16 protein-coding genes are annotated in these 20,784 nt (G+C 33.3%); 8 read left to right on the top strand and 8 right to left on the bottom strand.

Annotation, left to right across the window (positions count from 1 at the left end):
• Positions 1-17: 17 nt before the first annotated feature.
• Positions 18-1,160, bottom strand: a complete 1,143-nt coding sequence (locus Q0935_RS05670; RefSeq protein WP_299383203.1) for a fibrinogen-like YCDxxxxGGGW domain-containing protein — start codon at positions 1,158-1,160, stop codon at positions 18-20.
• Between the two features lie 151 nt (positions 1,161-1,311).
• Here Q0935_RS05670 and Q0935_RS05665 point away from each other — a divergent pair, with 151 nt between their 5' ends.
• Entirely contained in the window at positions 1,312-1,962 is a 651-nt protein-coding gene (locus tag Q0935_RS05665) for a hypothetical protein (RefSeq protein ID WP_299383201.1), read from the top strand.
• A 249-nt stretch (positions 1,963-2,211) separates the two neighbouring features.
• Here the strand turns inward: Q0935_RS05665 and Q0935_RS05660 are convergent, their stop codons facing one another.
• Positions 2,212-4,875, bottom strand: coding sequence for a GEVED domain-containing protein (locus Q0935_RS05660; RefSeq protein WP_299383199.1), 2,664 nt, complete (start codon positions 4,873-4,875; stop codon positions 2,212-2,214).
• Positions 4,876-5,057: 182 nt separating this feature from the next.
• On the opposite strand from Q0935_RS05660, the gene Q0935_RS05655 reads away from it, so the two are divergent.
• Positions 5,058-6,743 (top strand): ABC transporter ATP-binding protein, encoded by a 1,686-nt coding sequence (locus Q0935_RS05655; protein WP_299383196.1) that lies wholly within the window; start codon positions 5,058-5,060, stop codon positions 6,741-6,743.
• A gap of 431 nt (positions 6,744-7,174) precedes the next feature.
• On the opposite strand, the gene Q0935_RS05650 is transcribed toward Q0935_RS05655, so the two are convergent.
• The 4 genes from Q0935_RS05650 to rsmI form a co-directional block, all read right to left on the bottom strand.
• Complete coding sequence (locus tag Q0935_RS05650) at positions 7,175-7,828, bottom strand: CoA transferase subunit B (protein WP_055436440.1); 654 nt, start codon at positions 7,826-7,828, stop codon at positions 7,175-7,177.
• Between the two features lie 87 nt (positions 7,829-7,915).
• Positions 7,916-8,617 (bottom strand): CoA transferase subunit A, encoded by a 702-nt coding sequence (locus Q0935_RS05645; protein ID WP_299383193.1) that lies wholly within the window; start codon positions 8,615-8,617, stop codon positions 7,916-7,918.
• A 73-nt stretch (positions 8,618-8,690) separates the two neighbouring features.
• Positions 8,691-9,260 carry a uracil-DNA glycosylase family protein gene (locus Q0935_RS05640; RefSeq protein WP_299383191.1) on the bottom strand — a complete coding sequence of 190 codons (570 nt, stop codon included), beginning with the start codon at positions 9,258-9,260 and terminating at the stop codon, positions 8,691-8,693.
• A 26-nt stretch (positions 9,261-9,286) separates the two neighbouring features.
• Positions 9,287-9,958: a 16S rRNA (cytidine(1402)-2'-O)-methyltransferase gene (rsmI, locus tag Q0935_RS05635; protein WP_299383190.1), complete on the bottom strand. Its 672-nt coding sequence runs from the start codon at positions 9,956-9,958 to the stop codon at positions 9,287-9,289.
• Between the two features lie 93 nt (positions 9,959-10,051).
• Here rsmI and Q0935_RS05630 point away from each other — a divergent pair, with 93 nt between their 5' ends.
• Positions 10,052-13,828 (top strand): gliding motility-associated C-terminal domain-containing protein, encoded by a 3,777-nt coding sequence (locus Q0935_RS05630; RefSeq protein WP_299383189.1) that lies wholly within the window; start codon positions 10,052-10,054, stop codon positions 13,826-13,828.
• Here Q0935_RS05630 and Q0935_RS05625 read toward each other — a convergent pair.
• Both Q0935_RS05625 and Q0935_RS05620 read right to left on the bottom strand, forming a co-directional pair.
• A complete protein-coding gene (locus tag Q0935_RS05625; protein ID WP_299383188.1) occupies positions 13,818-14,186 on the bottom strand; it encodes a DoxX family protein in 369 nt (122 codons plus the stop codon). The two genes, Q0935_RS05630 and Q0935_RS05625, sit on opposite strands and share 11 nt — an antisense overlap.
• Before the next feature lie 9 nt (positions 14,187-14,195).
• Positions 14,196-14,924 carry a hypothetical protein gene (locus Q0935_RS05620; RefSeq protein WP_299383187.1) on the bottom strand — a complete coding sequence of 243 codons (729 nt, stop codon included), beginning with the start codon at positions 14,922-14,924 and terminating at the stop codon, positions 14,196-14,198.
• Positions 14,925-15,042: 118 nt separating this feature from the next.
• On the opposite strand from Q0935_RS05620, the gene Q0935_RS05615 reads away from it, so the two are divergent.
• The 5 genes from Q0935_RS05615 (at position 15,043) to Q0935_RS05595 (ending at position 20,694) form a co-directional block, all read left to right on the top strand.
• Positions 15,043-15,684, top strand: coding sequence for a thymidine kinase (locus Q0935_RS05615; protein WP_299250397.1), 642 nt, complete (start codon positions 15,043-15,045; stop codon positions 15,682-15,684).
• Positions 15,677-16,783, top strand: a complete 1,107-nt coding sequence (alr, locus tag Q0935_RS05610; RefSeq protein ID WP_299383186.1) for an alanine racemase — start codon at positions 15,677-15,679, stop codon at positions 16,781-16,783. The genes Q0935_RS05615 and alr overlap by 8 nt, the downstream gene beginning before the upstream one ends.
• Positions 16,784-16,878: 95 nt before the next feature.
• Positions 16,879-17,283 (top strand): large conductance mechanosensitive channel protein MscL, encoded by a 405-nt coding sequence (gene mscL, locus Q0935_RS05605; RefSeq protein WP_299250401.1) that lies wholly within the window; start codon positions 16,879-16,881, stop codon positions 17,281-17,283.
• 162 nt (positions 17,284-17,445) lie between these two features.
• A complete protein-coding gene (locus Q0935_RS05600; protein WP_299383185.1) occupies positions 17,446-18,435 on the top strand; it encodes an aspartate-semialdehyde dehydrogenase in 990 nt (329 codons plus the stop codon).
• 93 nt (positions 18,436-18,528) lie between these two features.
• Entirely contained in the window at positions 18,529-20,694 is a 2,166-nt protein-coding gene (locus Q0935_RS05595) for a prolyl oligopeptidase family serine peptidase (RefSeq protein WP_299383184.1), read from the top strand.
• Positions 20,695-20,784 lie beyond the last annotated feature (90 nt).

The raw sequence follows: 20,784 nt of genomic DNA, 5'->3' as shown, positions 1-20,784 counted from the left end.
ATTATAGCTATATAGTATTACCTAACAAATAACTGTACACTATTAACGCCAGTAGAATTAGAAGGAATACCGCCTCCCCACACATTTACACTACCTATTGAATAAAACCAATTTCCACTATTAACAGTACCATCTAAATAAGTATTACCACCAGATAATTCTAGTCCTCCCCAGCCATTATTAGTCATTTGAATATTTATAGGAATGTAGCCGGCTACAGGATTTATAGTAGAATTTCCACTTCTTGGATCGAAAGTCTGACTCCAATGATTAGTTAAACCCAAAGTAGGGTAATGTAATCTAAACTCGTAAGGCGTTGCACTTTTAATCTCATCCAATTTACTTAAAATAGAATACTTGTTAGCAGTTAGACTAGGCACAGCAACATTAAACTCACTAGCCTGTAAATCATTAGTCCAATAACCTCCGGCAATATCATGTTTGAACACTAGCGTCCAACCACCTCCATCATTTGTCATATCACAATAACAATCGTAAGCAGCATTAGCGCCAGCACCATCAGGATCAATTGTATATACTCCATCTGAAGTAAATCCAGCATTTAAATACGCCAGACAACTAGGCAAGATAGTAACAACGTCTATATCTAAATTACATACATCTCCTCTACCAACAAATGTAATATCAAAAATATCTGTTTGAGTTAAAATAGGATTTCCTGTACCAGATAGTGTAATAGTATTTGAACCTATAGAGTTAAATATACCAGATGCAGAAAAACTATAACCATTTACTGTATTAGTGCTTATGGTATATGATTCTATAACATTAACTATAACATCTATTGTTATTGTATTAGTTCCATTTAACGCACTTCCGGCAACATAGGCTCCATTTGCAGAAGCAGAACTACAATATAGAGAGTTAGAAGGAGCTTCAGCCAAACAACCAGACCACGAAGATCCTTTATAGTATTGAAAACAGCTACTATCTAAATTATAAATAAATAGTCCTTCGGCAGGAGATATAATGTTATCTCTTTCTACAGTGCTCATTCTTGGAAGTAATAATCCTTGATCTATAGATTCAACATGTAAAATAGAAGATGGATCAGGCGATGTAGTACCAATACCAACTTGCGAAAAACCGTAATAATTGCTAATTAATATAAGTAATAATATAAATCTTAATTTGAACACTTTTTTTTTGCTAGTAAAAATACAAACAATGTGTAAGTTAAATTCTACAAAAATTAAAAAACTTAAAATTAAGTGTTCATTTAAACTATCACTTTTATTATTTTCTTTCTTTAACTTCGCTTAAACATCTACACCCCAAATAGTTAAATAAATGAAAGAAGAATACTCAATCTTTAGAAAATTTCCAACTCTTGATCAAGCTATTGAATTGAGAAATTTATTGAAAGAAAACGAAATTAATTCTATACTTGACGATAATGTTCCTCCTGTAGACATTACCTTTTCGGGAAGCACTATAAATAACCAAATTGAGATTAGAATAAAGCAATCTGATTTTAAAAAAGCTGAAAGCATTTTAGAAAAGGATGCTGAAAACTTAATAAACGAAGTTAACAAAGACTATTATTTATTTGAATTTACAAACGAGGAGCTTTATGAAATTCTTCTAAAATCTGACGAGTGGAGTGTTTTCGATTACACTCTTGCTCAAAAAATTCTTACACAAAGAGGAAAACCTATAGATAAAGACTTGCTTAATTCTCTAAAAAACGAACGTTTAAAAGAATTGGAAAAACCTGAAGGCAACCAGAAACCTTGGATTATTGGAGGCTATTTTTTCTCTATTATAGGTGGTTTTCTAGGCTTAATTATAGGCTACTTTCTATGGACTTCTAAAAAAACATTACCTAATGGTAAAAAGGTATTCTCATATTCTAAAAACGATAGGAAACATGGGAAATACATATTCTATATTGGTTTAATAGTTATACCAACACTCTTTTTATTAAACATATTTAAGTAGTTTTAGATTGAGTAGCTAAATTCTACCAACCGCCTTTATATTAAAAACACATACTTTTATTTTAAGTACTAATCTCTCGCGAAAAGGATGGAACGGTTTGTTTGAAATCCTTTTTGGCACAAAAAGATTGAGTAGTGACAGCCTGTTTTTTGCCTTTTTCTGGCAAAATTTGCACTAAAAAATTACGCATAAAAAAAGCCCAAACTTACATCTGGGCTTTTAAAGTTAAATTCTATTTAAGCGCTAAAACTACTGCTTAATAAATTTTCTTGTTTCTAATGTGTTGTTTACATTAAACTGAATCATGTACATTCCAGACTCCAAGTTAGCAACGTTTACACCATGTGTTGCCGTTCCTTTTGCTACTTCTTGCCCTAACATATTTACAACCGTAAATGGCAAGTTTTCTATGTTAGATTTTACGTATAACATATTTCCTTTTACTGGGTTTGGATATACAGAGATTTCTACACCTAAATACTCTACTGTACCTTGGGTTAAAACTCTTGCAGTTCCACATGCTCCTAAGTTAGCCCAACTAGATGCTCCTCTTTCGTATAAAGAACCATTATAAGTTACTCTGTCTCCAACTGAATACGATTGACTACTGTTATATTCTGAAACTCCTGCGCACTTATCTGCAGAGCCATTAGTAAGACTAATAGCATCTACCGCCATATCACCTTGCCATGTTGTACCTGTTGTACCATCGAATCTTAATTGCACATTACTTCCTGCGTAAGACGATAAATCTACACTAGCATCTTGCCAAGAGTTACCTTGGTTTCCAGATCTAGTCCAAACAGTTGACCAAGACGATCCATTATTTGTGCTTACCGCTAAATTTAAGCTACCCATTGCTGTTGCTCCATACATATGATATTTAAAACTAAATGTTGCTTGATTTTGTCCTGTTAAATTAAAACAAGGAGATACTAAGATAGCACGTTTAGTAGAATTGTTTGGTGCAGAAGACTCCATATAAACATATTGTGATCCTGCTGCTGCACTTGACGGTCCTGTGTTGCTTGATGGTGTTGTTCCTGAATTTCTTGTCCAATCAAAATCGTCTCCACTACCTTGAATCCATGCTCCAAAACCAGATTCGAAACCTTCGCTATAAGGAAAAGATGATATTGCTCCAGAACAACCAGATGTGCTTGCAGGACTTACTACAATAGTTCTAGACACTTGGTTTGCAGCATTACCTGCCGCATCACTTACGTTATAGTTTCTTGTATAAGTTCCTGCAGAATTAGTGTTTACAACTCCTGTAATTACAATACTTGCTGTAATATTACCATCTACATTATCTGTAGCAGTTGCCCCTAATTCACTATAAGTATCTCCAACTGTAAGATTAATAGTAGCACTTCCAGTTCTAGTAATAACTGGTTTAACAGTATCTGCTACTCCTGCTACTATATTAACTGTATAATCTTCTACTTCTCCATACTCGAAAGTTTCGCATGCTGTTGGTATACCATTGTATTTCATAGAAACTCTCATTCTAGTTTCTCCAGAAGAAGTTCCTGCTGGTACCGTAAAGTTTCCTGTTGTTGGTGTTGTTTGAGATGCTGCTTTAGAAAATACTTGTTCTCCTGAATCTGTAAAATCTCCATCTTTATTATAATCTATCCAAACTGAGTAACCTTCGGCATATGTAGTACCAGTCCAAGTTGGAGTGATTGTAATTGTACTTGAAGCTCCTTTAGTTAAGTTAGTTGAAACACTTGTAAAATCTGAATATGATTGTGCTCCAGAAGCATTGTCTATACTTCCAATTTGTACTCTAGAAATATACTCATCGTTAACACTATTTCCTTGCGATGCACAATATTGAGGACCTGTAGTACATGGTGTACAAGAACCTCCACAATCTACTCCTGTTTCTGTTCCATTTTGAATACCATCTGTACAAGTTGGTTGTGCGACCGCTCCACACTTATCTGATAATGCTAAAGTACGTCTTGCTCCTCCTGCTTCTAATACTGCACGCATTCTTGTTTTTTGTCCTTGCGTAAATAGGTTCATACACGAATCGTTTGTGTAATCCATATAATTTTGTGGCATATCTGTAGACGAACAAGATGTTTGACCTATAGGACAACCACTATTAGATGTTTGGTGTGTTGGTGTATCACTTACAAAATCGTTTCCACAATTACTATCTCCCCAAATATGACGTAGGTTAAAATAATGTCCAATTTCGTGAGTAGTTGTTCTACCACCATCAAAAGGTGCAGTAACTGCTCCTGTTCTACCAAATGCATTATAAATCATAATTATACCATCTGTAGCAGCTGCTCCTCCAGGAAACTGTGCATAACCCAAAAGGTTAATAGTTTGTCCTTGAGAAACGGTAGTCATTTTTGGTACAACCCACATGTTAAGATACTCGCTAGTATTCCAAGGATCTATTCCTCCAGAAGATGAGCGTTTAGCGTCATCATTTGCATTCCAATCTTGACGCGTTGTTTGCTTTCTAGTAATACCTGTTGTCGCATTTCCATTAGCATCTACAGTAGATAAGCAAAATTCTATTTGAGTATCTGCAGCTTGAGACCAAGAATTGTCTGCATCGGGATTAGTACGTCTAAAATCTTCGTTTAAAACATCTAATTGAGACTGTATTTGTGCTAAACTAATATTCTCAGTCGCATTCCTATATAATACATGAACTACAACCGGAATTGTTATAATACTGCCTACTACTTTATTTTGTGAGTTGCCTTGTGCTAACACTTTCTGTTGCGTAAAAGCTTCTATTTTTGCCATTCTACTTTCTAGGGTTGGATCTAAAGTTTTTCTGTACTCTAGATTTTCCATAGCTGCACATCTTTCGTAATTTTGCGCTTGCATACTAAACGCAAATAGAAAGCATAAAATTGATAATGTAATTGTCTTTTTCATATTAATTATTTAATAAATTAGTTAATATTTTATTATTTCGATAATCAAAGTATTAAAATAAAAAAGAATAAATAATCCCTTTTTTGTTTTTTTCGATTAAAAACTGTTAAAATTTTAACGTTCGGCTTTGGTTACTGTTTTTACCGTAATATATTAGTCTATAATTCCTACATTTACTCCAAATGAGCAATTTACTATCCATAAAGAATTTAGCTATTTCTTTTTTTTCTAACGGAGAAGAAAATGAAATCATACATAATATATCTTATCATTTAAACACAAATGAAATACTTGGTATTGTAGGAGAATCTGGTTCGGGTAAATCGGTTTCATCTTTAGCCATTTTAGGATTGCTACCTAAGAAGATTTCAAAAATAACTTCTGGTAGCATTATTTTTGAAGACAATGATTTAACTCAAATTACACCTAAAGCTTTTCAGAAAATAAGAGGACAAAAAATAGCAATGATTTTTCAAGAACCTATGAGTTCTTTAAATCCTTCTACAACATGCGGCAAACAGGTAGAAGAAATATTGTCTCAACATACTAAATTATCTAAAAAGGAAGTAAAAGCAGAAACGCTCTTGCTTTTTGAAAAGGTAAAGCTACCAGAACCGGAACGCGTGTACGCTTCTTATCCTCATGAAATTTCTGGTGGACAAAAACAACGTGTCATGATTGCAATGGCAATTGCATGCAAACCAAATATTTTAATTGCAGACGAACCAACGACTGCTTTAGATGTTACAGTGCAAAATGATATTGTAGACTTATTAAAGGAATTACAAGCAGAAACGAAAATGAGTATTATTTTTATTACTCATGATTTGTCTTTAATCTCACAAATTGCAAACCGCGTGCTCGTTATGTACAAAGGCAATATTGTAGAGCAAAACACAGTTGAGGCTATTTTTAAAACGCCACAACATAATTATACAAAAGCACTAATAAACGCAAGACCATCGTTAACTAAAAGATTAAAACGATTACCAACTATTAGTGATGTAATGAATGATGCTGTAGATAATTCTGTTATTACATCAGAAATGAGAACAATTCAGCACGAGAAAATATACAACCAAGCACCTTTATTAGAAGTTATTAATCTTGAAAAAGAATACATCTCTAAATCTGGTTTGTTTTCTAAAGCCGAAAACTTTAAAGCTGTAAATAATGTAAGTTTTAAACTTTATGAAGGTGAAACTTTAGGCTTGGTAGGAGAATCTGGTTGTGGGAAATCTACACTTGGTAACGCCATTTTGCTTTTAGATAGACCAACAGCTGGAACTATTTTATTTAAAGGCAACGACATTACAAAATTAAATTCTAATGAAGTAAAAGCACTTAGAAAAAACATTCAGATAATATTTCAAGATCCTTATTCGTCATTAAATCCAAGATTAACTGTTGGACAAGCAATAATGGAACCTATGAAAGTGCATAATCTATTTTCTAATGCAGCAGAAAGACAAGAAAAGGCAATAGAAATTCTAGAACGTGTTGGTTTAGATGCTTTACATTTTAACAGATATCCTCATGAATTTTCTGGAGGACAACGCCAACGCATAGGTATTGCTAGAACTGTTGCTTTACAACCTAAATTAATTGTTTGTGACGAATCTGTTTCCGCACTTGATATCTCTGTACAAGCACAGGTATTAAATTTATTAAATGAATTGAAAGAAAATTTTGGGTTTACTTACATCTTTATTTCACATGATCTTGCAGTAGTAAAATACATGAGTGATCAATTATTGGTTATGAATAAAGGAAAAATAGAAGAATTGGATGATGCTGATGTTATCTACAATACACCTAAAAGAGAGTATACTAAAAAATTAATAGACGCTATACCAAAAGGCTTATAGCATAAAGACCTTTTTTGTTAAATACATCATACTTCTAAGAAATTTAAATGTATTTTTTATTTTTTGGTATTGCTTTAATAAAAATAAATCTGAATTCATAGGTAGGTTGTTTATGATAGATTTGGGTTTATACTATTTCTACTTTGAAATCATCATTTTGACTTTACAATAATTTCAAAGTAAATCTAGTATTACATAACAAAAGCATTTAAGCTAATGGTACATTTGAGGTTATAAAATTTGATAGGTTTGGGACTGCTAATATAAGAGAGATTTTAAGATAATCAGCTAAAAAGCAATAATATTCGACAAAATACACTTAATTTTAACATTTAACGTGTTTTTCTTCCTTTTGATAAGCTTTTATATAAAAAAATAAAACTAACCTACAACTTGCTCTTATAACATAAATCCTTCAAAAAAACCTTTATCTATAAACTCATTTCAGGAATATCTCCCTCTATAATTAAAGTTCCTTCTGTCGCCTTCTTAATTTCTTCAACCGAAACTCCTGGCGCACGTTCTAAAAGCTTAAAACCTTTATCTGTAACCTCTAAAACGGCCAAATTTGTTACTACTTTCTTAACACAACCAACACCTGTTAATGGTAAAGAGCATCTTTTAAGTATTTTAGACTCTCCTCTTTTATTAGTATGCATCATTGCAACAATAATGTTTTCTGCACTTGCAACTAAATCCATAGCACCACCCATTCCTTTCACCATTTTTCCTGGAATTTTCCAGTTGGCTATGTCTCCGTTTTCAGCTACTTCCATAGCTCCTAAAATAGTTAAATCTACGTGTTGTCCACGAATCATTGCAAAACTCATTGCACTATCGAAAAAACTTGCACCCGGAAGTGTTGTAATGGTTTGCTTTCCTGCATTAATTATATCTGCATCTTCTTCACCATCAAAAGGAAACGGACCCATACCAAGAACACCGTTCTCACTTTGAAATTCCACTTCAATATCATCGCGCACATAGTTAGCTACTAATGTTGGTATACCTATTCCTAAGTTTACATAGTAACCATCTTGTACCTCTTTTGCAATGCGTTTTGCTATTCCTGTTTTATCTAACATCTTTTTCGTTTTGTCATTCCTACCAAAGCAGGAATCTATTTAAAATTTTTCTTAATTTGTGGATTCCCGCTTACACAGGAATGACAATTACTCTCTTGTTCTAACAGTTCTCTGCTCGATACGTTTTTCATATTTTTCACCTTGAAAAATACGTTGTACAAAAATACCCGGTATATGAATTTGATTAGGATCTAATTCGCCTACAGGTACTAATTCTTCAACCTCAGCAACAGTAATTTTTGCTGCTCCAGCCATACATGGATTAAAGTTTCTTGCAGTTCCTTTAAACACTAAGTTTCCTGCTGCATCACCTTTCCAAGCTTTTACAAAAGCAAAATCAGCTTTAAAGGCATGCTCTAAAACATACATTTTACCGTCGAACTCTCTTGTTTCTTTACCTTCTGCAACTTCGGTTCCATAGCCTGCTGGCGTAAAAATCGCAGGAAAACCAGCTTGTGCTGCTCTACAACGCTCAGCTAAAGTTCCTTGTGGTATTAATTCTACATCTAGCTCTCCTGAAAGCATTTGTCTCTCGAATTCATCGTTCTCTCCCACGTAAGACGATACCATTTTTTTAATCTGTTTTTGATGCAACAATAAGCCTAAACCAAAATCGTCTACACCTGCATTATTAGAAATACATGTTAATCCTTTTACACCGCTCTTAACTAATGCTGCTATTGCATTTTCAGGGATTCCAGAAAGCCCAAAACCACCTAACATAAACGTCATGTTATCACTTATGCCTTTTGTAGCTTCACTAACCGAGTTCACTTTTTTGTTAATCATTGTTGTCTTTTTTATTGTGGCTTAAATTTATGAAATAAAAAAACCATTCTATAAAGAATGGCTTGTAAATATTTTATAAAATACTTGTAACTACTTTCTGCAACTCCGGCACAATTAACTCCTCAAACCATGGGTTTTTAGCTCTCCAAAATCTGTTTGTTGGCGAAGGATGTGGTATTGGGAAATATTTTGGCAAATACGTTTTATATTCCCCAACGGTTTCGGTAAGATTTTTTTTAAAGAGTTCTTTTAAATAATATTTTTGAGCATAAGCACCTATTAATAATACCAATTCCACTTTAGGCATTTTTTCTATTAAAGTTTCATGCCACTCTGGAGCACACTCTTTTCTTGGCGGTAAATCTCCTGTTTTTCCTTTTCCTGGATAACAAAATCCCATTGGTATTATGGCGAAGTTTTTAGTATTGTAAAAATCCTCATCACTAACATTAAGCCATTGTCTTAGTTTTTTACCACTTTGGTCGTCCCATGGTATTCCAGATTCATGAACCTTAGTTCCTGGAGCTTGGCCAATAATAACAATTTTAGATTCTGGATGTGCAGTAACCACTGGTCTGGGACCAAGAGGTAAATGCTCCTTACAAATGGCGCACTGACTAATACTCTCCAGTAAATTTTGCATTAAGACATATTGTTTGATTTGGTTAATTATTTTTTTCCTCCAACAACAACAACAATCTCTCCTTTTGGTGGTTTATTTGTATAATGCGCTAAAACTTCTTTAGCAGTACCTCTAACGGTTTCTTCAAACATTTTAGTAAGTTCTCTTGAAACTGAAACTTGCCTGTCTTCTCCAAAATATTCGCAGAAATGACCAAGTGTTTTAATAAGTTTATGTGGACTCTCGTAAAAAATGACAGTTCTAGTTTCTTCAGCAAGTAATTTTAATCGTGTTTGCCTTCCTTTTTTAACAGGTAAAAAACCTTCGAATACAAATTTATCGTTTGGCAAACCAGAATTTACTAAGGCAGGAACAAAAGCTGTGGCTCCCGGTAAACAATCTACTTCAATATTATTTTCAACACAAGCGCGTGTAAGTAAAAAACCAGGATCGCTTATTGCTGGAGTTCCTGCATCACTAATAAGCGCAATAGTTTCTCCACTCTTTAAACGCTCTACCAAACGCTCTACCGTTTTATGCTCGTTATGCATGTGGTGGCTTTGCATTGGTGTTTTTATTTCAAAATGCTTTAAAAGTTTCCCAGAAGTTCTGGTGTCTTCGGCTAAAATAGAATCGGCAGACTTTAAAACTGAAACAGCTCTAAAGGTCATATCTTCAAGATTCCCTATTGGTGTTGGCACTATGTATAATTTACCCATTAAGTATTGCTTATATTTTCAAATTTACAATCTTTTTAATAGTTATTAACGCAACCTTTTTATATTTTGGTTATCTACTAATTAAACCAACCAATGCAAAAAATCGCTATTTGCCTATTATTCTTCTGTTTTTCATTTTTAAATGTAAAAGCACAAACAACAGATTTATCAATTGTTGTAGAAGCACAAAATACTTCGGGAGCACCTGTTTCACAAATAAATATTTATCAAGATTTCCAATATTTAATTACCATATTAAACTCTGGAACAGCTGTTAATAACGCTACGTTTTCCCAAACACTAAGTACTGATGTTAGTTATTTTACTGCTATGGGTCAAAACTCAAACGGAGGAGCTAGTGATGTTTCAAATATTACTTTTTCTGGAAATTTACTTACTGGCACCATTGCTAACATGCCTAGTAATTCTAGTGTGGAAGTACTAGTTACCGTTAGAGCTCCCATTAATCCAGGAGGTATAGCAACTAATGTAACTGTTTTCCCTCCTAATGGAACTACAGATAGTAATACTGATAACAATCAATCTATAATTTCTATAGATGTGAACGATTTACCTATAGATTTTTCTGTAGTATATTCTCAAGTTTCACCTGCTCAAGGTACAGGAATAAACAATTGGGACGATACTGTTACTTACCAGTTTACTATTACAAATAATAGCGCTATTGGTTTTCCTTTAAATGGTTTTTCTGGCAGAATGCAAATAGCAAATGCTATTAATTTTGGAGTACCAAATGTACAGTTCGAATCTATTACATGCCTAAACGGAACAAATGGAACACTATGCCCAGATGTTTCTGGAGTACCACAAAATACAACTCCCGTATTAACAGCAAGCCCGCAAAACACACCTCTTTTTAATTTTAATACTCCCATTCAATTTAATGCAAATAGTGCTTTAAGTTTTGAAATTGTATATAAATATTTAGAACCTGGTTGTAGTATTGATATAGCTCCACTAGCTGTGGATAGTTTTATTAAAATTGAAATAGATCACGCTAACGAATCGTCTAACGACTCTAATTTAGTTTTTACACAATTAATAGACGCTCCAGATTGCGCTACAACAGATCTATGCATCGAGACCACACAAATTACTCCTCTACCTACACAAATGGTAAATTGGGATGAAGAAATAACTTTTGAAACCACTGTTTGTAACAATGGGCCTTTAGATGGCTATGGTCGCTTTTTTATTCAAAATCTATCTGTAAATATAGATTGGGATATTGTTTCTATAACATGTGATGCAACTACAGGAAGTATTACTTGTAGTGATTTTACATTAACGGACCAAGGTCTTTTTTGGTCTAGCAACGAATTTACAATTCCTGCAAATGTTACCATAACCATAACTACTATTGTAAAATTTATAGATCCTGATGATTGCTCTACCGGAACACCAATTAATTCGGATGGACATGTACGAAGTGGGATAAACCTTTTAGAAACTGTTATTTTAGAGAGTAACATTTTAAATAATGCTGAAAGTGATTTTGTAATACTACCTCCTTTAGCTATTTGTGATCCTGAAGAAATAGTAGATTTACAGATTACTAAAACACAAATAAGCCCAATTCTACCACTTGGTAGTGATGCAGTAAATACCATTGGTTGGGGAAATGTAACCTACGAAATTACAGTAACAAACCCAAGTGCAACCGTGGATGCCTTAGTGGAAATTGAAGACTACATGCCAAATGGCGCAAACACATTAACAACTGCTTCTTTAGTTTCTGTAAATTGCTCTTCTACAACAGGAACAGCAGTATGTCCAACTATTAATAATGCCAATATTGGAGTCCTTTTAGATGGTGTTCCAAATGCTGGAATGGAAGATGTTTTTTGGAGTATTCTTCCTGAAGACAATTACTCTTTACCAGCACAAAGTTCTGTTACTTTTCAAGTAGTAGTCGATTGGAGTCCAGAATGCTCTAGTTCTGCAATACAAGCAACAAATGGTGTAAGAATAACTAGTGTTGATGATTTAGCAGATAATACACCAGGTAACAACCAAGCAGATGTTGTTACTTATTTTGCACCTTGTGTAGATTTAGTGGTACAAACCTATCCAGAATTCACTCAGGTTGTTGTCAATCAAAACTTTAATTGGATTATCGACATTACCAACAGTAATACAAGTTCTAATGCTATTAATATAGATTTTCAGGATATTATTGGAAATCAATTTACCTTAAACGGCACTCCTACATGTACAGTTACAAATGGAAATGCTAGTTGCACAACTTTTACTACTACAGGTAATACTATAACAGGAGTAATACCAAATATGGATGCGGCTTCAACAATACAAATTACAATTCCTGTTACTGCTCCAAGTTACGGTGGTGCTTTTACAAATAATGCACAAGCTATACCAAACGAAAGTGACAACCAAGAGCTAACTATTGAAACAAATATCTCTATTAGTAACGTTCAAGTAATTGCTCCAACAGTTGTAAAATCGTTTTCTCCCACTCAAATTATTGTTGGACAAGAAAGTACTCTAGAATTTACTGTTACCAATTTAGCAGGAAATCCAGCTCAAAATAATATCGATTTTACCGATAGTCTTCCTAGTGGATTAACAATTTCAGGACCAATAACTTGGACACAAGACAATGGTTGTACTGCAGATTTCATAGGAAACAATGGAGACACAAGTGTAATTGTTAATAATTTAATATTTCCAAATGGTGTTGAAACCTGCTCGTTTTCTGTACCTGTTACTTCTACTATTATTGGCAATTATTTAAATGACCACACTAATTTCTTAGATCAAAACAACATAGATACCTCTCTTGCTAATGCTAGTCTAGAAGTAATAGCCGACAATAGTAATGTAGATATTGAGGTTCTAAAATCTGTATCTCCAACTCAAGCCTTTGTTGGAGAAAATGTTACTTTTTCTATTACAATCTCTAACTTAGGCACAACTCAAGCAACAAATATTTCTATTTTAGAAAACCTACCTACAGGCTATCAGTTTGTATCAGCATCACCTAGTTTAGGTACTTTTAACGACACCTCATCTTTATGGAGTTTAGATAGCATGTCTCCTAACCAAACCGAAACATTAAGTATTATCGCTCAGGTTATCTCACCAAACAACTTAGTAAATACAGCAAGTTTAAATAGTGTTACAGAAACAGATAGAGATTTAACCAATAATGAAGATTCTGCCCAAGTGAGCATTTTAGAGACTAATGTTGATATTGAAGTAATAAAGTCTGTTTCTCCAGCTGAAGTTATAATTGGAGAAACCGTTACGTTTTCTATTACGGCTTCAAATATAGGAACCACAAATGCAACTAATGTTAATATATATGAAAGCCTTCCTAGTGGCTATATTTTCCTTAGTGCTAATACAACCTATGGCGTATATAATGAAAATTCTTTTCTTTGGAACTTACCCAATTTAAGCACCAATCAAACTGAAACATTAAACATTACAGCTCAAGTGATTTCGTCTATAAACTTATTAAATACAGCAAATTTAGAAAGTGTAACCGAAATAGATAGAGATGAAACCAATAATGAAGATACGGCAACAGTTTTTATAAACGATTGCTTAAAAATATCGCAAGGTCTTTCTCCAAATAGCGATGGAGACAACGATACGTTTACAATAAATTGCATTGAAGATTACCCTATTAATAATGTAAAAATATATAATAGGTATGGAACATTAGTTTTCGAGGCTAACAACTATAAAAATAACTGGAACGGTATTCCTAATAAGGGTATTTTAAAATCTAACACCCTTTTACCTGTTGGAACTTACTATTATGTAATAACAATTGAGTCTATAAAGAAACCTTTTATAGGATGGTTATATCTTAATTATTAACCTTTTTAGACCTAGCACTTTTTCCTAAAAAATAAGATATTAATATTAAAGGAATCACAATAAAAGAAAGTCCAATTTCATGGCCTGCATTATAATGTGCTGCACTTGCTAAAACAGCATTAAAAAAGAAACCAGCATAAGCCCATTCTGTAAGCCAACTGCTTTTGCGTAATAAAATCATAATAACTCCAAAAACTTTTAATGTAGCCAAAGGATAAACAATATATGTAGGATGATTAAGTGCTTCAAAAAAGCTTTTTACCATATCATACTTAGTAAAATACATTGCTGCCGAAAACAAAAATATGCCACAAACACCTAAAGTTGCAATCCAATAAATTATTTTTTTTATACTCATTTGTTGTCTTTAATTAAATCTAGATTCAATAATAGCCATAAAACGTTCAACATATTCCTCTTTAGTGTCCCAAGATTTATAATCTGGCTTTACATTGTTTTCTATAAAAGTACTCGCTTCAACAAAGCTAGACATAGTATTTAGTTGCGAAATTACACGATCGTAATCTTCATTTTTACTATCGAATAAGTGTTTTATAAAAGCCAACTTATCGTTTAAACCTATGGTTAATCCGCCAGATTTCAGTTTATCGTTCAACGATTTCTTTTCAGTCGTTTTAATATCACTTACCTTATCAAAAATTGGAATTTCGTTAAAATCAGCAGTAATATCTTCAAAATCATTTTTATGATGTTTAGGCTGTATCGCCTCAAAGACGGCATCAATTTGCTGTGTTTCTTGAGGCATTTGCGCAACCATATCCTTAATTTTTTCCATTACAGGCTCCATTATCTCATCATCATCACGCTCATCTAAATCAATATATGTTTTACTTCCAACCTCAATATTATCACTCACTGTGTTATTAAAAGCTGTATCTAACATTCCAAAAAAAGAAGAATCGTTACCAATGGTAGGTAAAACGTCATCAAAGTTATCTTGTGCAAATTTTAAAACCGTTAGTTTTTCGTACAAAGCAGCAACTTCAGTATGCATTTTATTTACATCTTCTTTCCCTTTTAGTTTAAGAATCTTGTGAGCTATGCTCATCAATTCTGATTCTAACTTCTTCTTCATAGATTAAAATTTTTATAATTATTCAAATTTATACAAATTAGGCTTTTGATTTTTAATAAATTTGAGCCACCTTTATAGCAACGCGAAATTTATCGTGTTGGTGTGTTAAAATTACGAAATGTTTCTTGAAAATACAGTAAATCAAAAAGAACAATTTGGTTGGATTGAAGTTATTTGCGGTTCCATGTTCTCTGGAAAAACCGAAGAGCTCATTCGCAGACTAAAACGAGCGCAATTTGCAAAGCAAAAAGTAGAAATATTTAAGCCTGCAATAGATGTGCGATATGATGATGAAATGGTAGTCTCTCACGATGCCAATGAAATACGTTCTACTCCAGTTCCTGCTGCTGCTAATATTCCCATTTTAGCAGATGGCTGCGATGTGGTTGGTATTGACGAAGCACAGTTTTTCGACGACGAGATTGTACGTGTTTGTAACGACCTAGCCAATAAAGGCATACGTGTTATTGTAGCAGGATTAGATATGGATTTTAAAGGCAATCCTTTTGGTCCAATGCCAAATTTAATGGCAACTGCAGAATATGTTACCAAAGTACATGCTGTATGTACACGCACTGGAAATTTAGCACAATTTAGCTACAGAAAAAACAAAAGTGAAGACCTTGTATTATTAGGCGAAACCGAAGAATACGAACCTTTAAGTCGTGCTGCATACTACAAAGCTATTACGCGTGAAAAACTAAAAACAATGAACGTAAATGGTGCCGAAGAGCTAAAAACTAAAGATAAAGATGTCTAAATCTCAGGAAACCATTCTGGAAATAGACTTAAGCGCTTTAAAACATAATGTTACATTTATAAAATCTAAACTTAAAAGTAACACCAAATTTTTAGCAGTAGTAAAAGCTTATGCCTACGGAAGTGATGCTACAGAAGTAGCAAAACACCTTGAGACTTTAGATGTAGATTATTTTGCCGTTGCTTATACAAGCGAAGGCATTGCGCTTAGAGATGCTGGAATAGAAAAACCTATTTTAGTCTTACATCCTTTGCCTGAGAATTTTAAAGTAATAATAGAACGTTGCCTAGAACCAAGTATTTACTCTCAGCGTGTTTTAAATAAATTTATAGCTGTCGCTGAAAAACAAAAACAAGCAAACTACCCTATTCATATAAAATTTAATACGGGTTTAAATAGATTAGGTTTTACCGAAGCAGAAATAGAAACTGTTTTAAAAACTCTAGAAACTACTAAAGCCATAAAAGTTAAATCGCTTTTTTCTCATTTGGCAGCAAGTGAAGATGAAAATGAAAAAGAGTTTACCCTAAATCAAATAGAAGATTTTAACCGTATTTCGCAAAAAATGATAGATGGTTTAGGTTACCAGCCTATTTTACATCAATGCAATACCTCTGGAATATTAAATTATCCCGAAGCACATTTAGATATGGTAAGATGTGGTATTGGCATGTATGGTTTTGGTAATGATACAGAAATCAATAAAAGTCTTAAACCAATTGCGACATTAAAAACAAGTATCTCTCAAATTCATACTATAAAAAAAGGAGATAGTTTGGGCTACAATCGCGCATTTATAGCTAAAGAAAATACTAAAACAGCAACCTTACCTATTGGCCATGCAGATGGTATTAATAGGCTCTTTGGAAACGGAAAAGGATTTGTTTTTATAAATGGAGAAAAAGCACCTATTGCTGGTAACGTTTGCATGGATATGATTATGGTAGATGTTACAAACATACCTTGCAAAGAAGGAGACGAAGTAATCGTTTTTGGTCCAAAACACTCTGCTGAAGACCTAGCTGCTAGTATAAACTCAATCTCTTACGAGTTACTAACTTCAGTATCTCAGCGAGTAAAACGAGTGTTTCATCGATAACAGTCTTTTTAAAGCTATATTAATTATAGCTTTTTGTTAAAATTTTAACTAAATTTAACAAAAGTTAATATCAACTAATTAAATAAAACAAAATTATGCTTAAAGAATTTAAGGACTTTATTATGACAGGAAACGTGATTGATTTCGCTGTTGCTGTAATTATGGCTGGTGCATTAGGCGCAGTTATTAACGGATTTGTATCTAAAATAGCTATGCCACTTATTGGTTTAGTAACTGGAGGAGCTAGTTTCTCTGATCAATTTTGGACTCCAGGAGACGAAGTATTCGCAACTGTTGCCGCTGCTAAAGAAGCAGGTGTTGCTGCAGTAGAATATGGTGCATGGATTGACACTATCATTAGTTTACTTGTTGTTGGTTTCGTAATGTTCTTAATCGTTAAAGCATACAACAAAACTAAAAAACCTGTTGAAGCAGCTGCTCCATCTGGACCATCTGATAATCAATTATTAATGGAAATTAGAGATGCTTTAAAAAAGTAATCTATACTTTTTATAAATATTATCTGAAAAACCGATTTTGTAATGCAAAATCGGTTTTTTTTATGCCAAATTTTTACGAAAAAATTAATACGCATTTAAACACAAACTATATAAAATACTATAGCTTTGTTAACTATATTTTTTTGAAAAAATTTATTAGTTATGAAATTAGCAGTTATTGGTGTTACAGGTATGGTTGGAGAAGTCATGCGTAAAGTATTAGAAGAACGTAATTTTGAAATCACAGAATTTATTCCTGTTGCTTCAGAACGTTCTGTAGGTAAAAAAATAACCTTTAAAAATGAAGAGTTTACCATTGTAAGTTTAGCAGATGCTGTTACAATGAAACCAGATGTTGCCTTATTTTCAGCAGGAGGAAACACATCTTTAGAATGGGCTCCTAAATTTGCAGAAGTTGGCACTACGGTGATTGATAACTCTTCGGCTTGGAGAATGGACCAATCTAAAAAATTAATTGTTCCAGAAATTAATGCTGGGGAACTTACTAAAGAAGATAAAATTATTGCAAACCCAAACTGTTCTACTATTCAAATGGTGATGGCTTTAGCTCCTCTTCATAAAAAATATAAAATAAAACGTATTGTTGTTTCAACTTACCAATCTATCTCAGGAACTGGAGTAAAAGCGGTACAACAATTAGAAAATGAAATGGCTGGTGTAAAAGGAGAAATGGCTTATAACTATCCTATTCACAAAAATGCTATTCCGCATTGTGATGTTTTTGAGGAAAACGGCTATACCAAAGAAGAAATGAAATTGGTTCGTGAAACTCAAAAAATTCTTAACGATAAAACAATCGCTGTTACTGCAACTGCCGTTAGAATACCTACTGCTGGCGGACATAGTGAAGCTATAAACGTAGAATTTGAAAACGATTTCGACGTTTCTGAAGTAAGACAATTACTTAGTGAAACTGATGGTGTTACGATACAGGATAACTTAGACACAAACACTTATCCAATGCCACTATACGCAAATGGAAAAGACGATGTTTTTGTAGGCCGTATTCGTAGAGATGGCTCTCAGCCTAATACTTTAAACCTTTGGGTTGTAAGTGACAACCTTAGAAAAGGTGCTGCAACAAACACTGTACAAATAGCAGAATACTTAGTAAAAAACAATCTGGTATAGATTATAATAGAATACTTAATTTTCAAAAAAGCGTTTACATAACTATGTAAGCGCTTTTTTGTTTATTTTTATAGTTATATAAAACTACTATCTATGAAAAAATTAGCAATTTGCTTTTTAACACTTTCAATATTTATGTCTTGTAAAGAAGAAAAAAAAGAACGACAAGTAATTACTGTAGACTATCCTTCAACTAATACAGTAGATACAATTAATACTTACTTTGGCACAGAAGTAAAAGACCCTTACAGATGGCTTGAAGACGATAGAAGCGAAGAAACAATGTCTTGGGTTAAAAACCAAAACAAAGCAACTTATGGTTATCTCGATAACATTCCATTTCGCAATGAACTAAAAGAGAGACTAACCAAACTATGGAACTACGAAAAAATCGGATCACCTTTTAAAGAAGGAGACTACACGTACTTTTATAAAAACTCGGGACTTCAAAACCAATATGTAATTTACAGATACAAAACAGGAGAAGATCCAAAAACAGCAACTGTATTTTTAGATCCAAATGGCTTTAGTAGCGATGGTACAACTTCTTTAGGAGGTACAAGTTTTTCTAAAGATGGAAAAAAGTTAGCGTATGCTATTTCTGAAGGTGGAAGTGATTGGAGAAAAATTCTAATCATGGATACCGAAACTAAAGAGATTATTGAAGACACCATTGTAGATGTAAAGTTTAGCGGTATGTCTTGGTATAAAAATGAAGGCTTCTATTATTCTAGTTACGATAAACCAAAAGGAAGCGAATTGTCTGCAAAAACAGATCAACATAAGGTTTATTATCATAAATTAGGGACCCCTCAAAAAGAGGATAAGATTATATACGGTAGCACACCAGAAGAAAAACACAGATATATTTATGGAAGCGTTACAGAAGATGATCGTTACCTTTTAATTTCTCCACGCGTTTCTACTTCTGGAAATAAATTATACATAAAAGACCTAACAATTCCCAATGCACCTTTAGTCGAAATTATTGGTAATACAGATAGTGACACTTACTTATTAGAAAATGTAGATTCTAAGTTGTTTTTAGTAACCAATTTAAATGCACCTAATCAAAAAATTGTTACTGTCGATGCCTCTAATCCTACACCAGAACATTGGATAGATTTTATTCCAGAAACTAAAAATGTATTAAGCCCATCTACAGCCGGCGGTTACTTTTTTACTGAATATATGGTAGATGCCGTTTCTCAAATTTTTCAATACGATTATAACGGAAAATTAGTGCGCGAAGTAAAACTACCAAGTATTGGAAGCGCTGGTGGTTTTGGCGCTAAAAAGGAAGAAAAAGAATTATACTACTCTTTTACAAACTATGTAACTCCTGGAAGTATTTATAAATACGATATTGAAAAGGGAGTTTCAACTTTGTTTAGAAAACCGGATATCGACTTTAATTCGGATAACTACGAAAGTACTCAAGTCTTTTATCCTTCTAAAGATGGTACAAAAATTCCAATGATAATTACACATAAAAAAGGATTAGAACTTAACGGTAAAAATCCAACTATACTTTATGGTTACGGCGGTTTTAATGTAAGTTTAGCGCCTAGTTTTAGTATTACAAATGCCGTTTGGATGGAGCAAGGTGGTATTTATGCCGTCGCTAATTTAAGAGGAGGTGGAGAATACGGAAAAGAATGGCACGATGCAGGAACACAATTAAAAAAACAAAATGTGTTTGACGATTTTATTGCTGCTGCTGAATATCTTATTGGTCAAAAATATACATCATCAGATTACTTAGCAATAAAAGGAGGTTCTAATGGAGGCTTATTAGTTGGTGCAACCATGACGCAACGTCCAGATTTAATGAAGGTAGCTTTACCAGCCGTTGGCGTTTTAGACATGTTACGCTACCACACCTTTACAGCAGGAGCTGGATGGGCTTACGATTACGGAACAGCAGAAGACAATAAAGAAATGTTCGAGTATTTAAAAAACTACTCACCAGTACATAACGTAAAAGAAGGCGTTCAATATCCTGCAACTTTAGTAACCACAGGAGATCATGACGATCGTGTTGTGCCTGCACACAGTTTTAAATTTGCTGCAGAATTACAAGCAAAACAATCTGGAGCAAACCCAACATTAATTAGAATAGAAACAGATGCCGGACATGGTGCAGGAACTCCTGTTAGCAAAACCATAGAACAAGCTGCAGATATTTTTGGATTTACTCTATTTAATATGGGATATGATGTATTGCCTAGTAAAATGAAAGACGAATTTAAAAACTAAAATAACTACACTATATAAAAACCTGCATGCTTTAATAAGTCTGCAGGTTTTTTTATTCCCTTATTTCTTCATAAAAAACACTTAAAAAAA

It is taken from the genome of uncultured Lacinutrix sp. (assembly GCF_947500605.1).
In the GTDB taxonomy this organism is placed as follows: domain Bacteria; phylum Bacteroidota; class Bacteroidia; order Flavobacteriales; family Flavobacteriaceae; genus Lacinutrix.
Note: the sequence above shows the minus strand (reverse complement) of the source record. Positions and strands in the feature narration are given on the sequence as shown.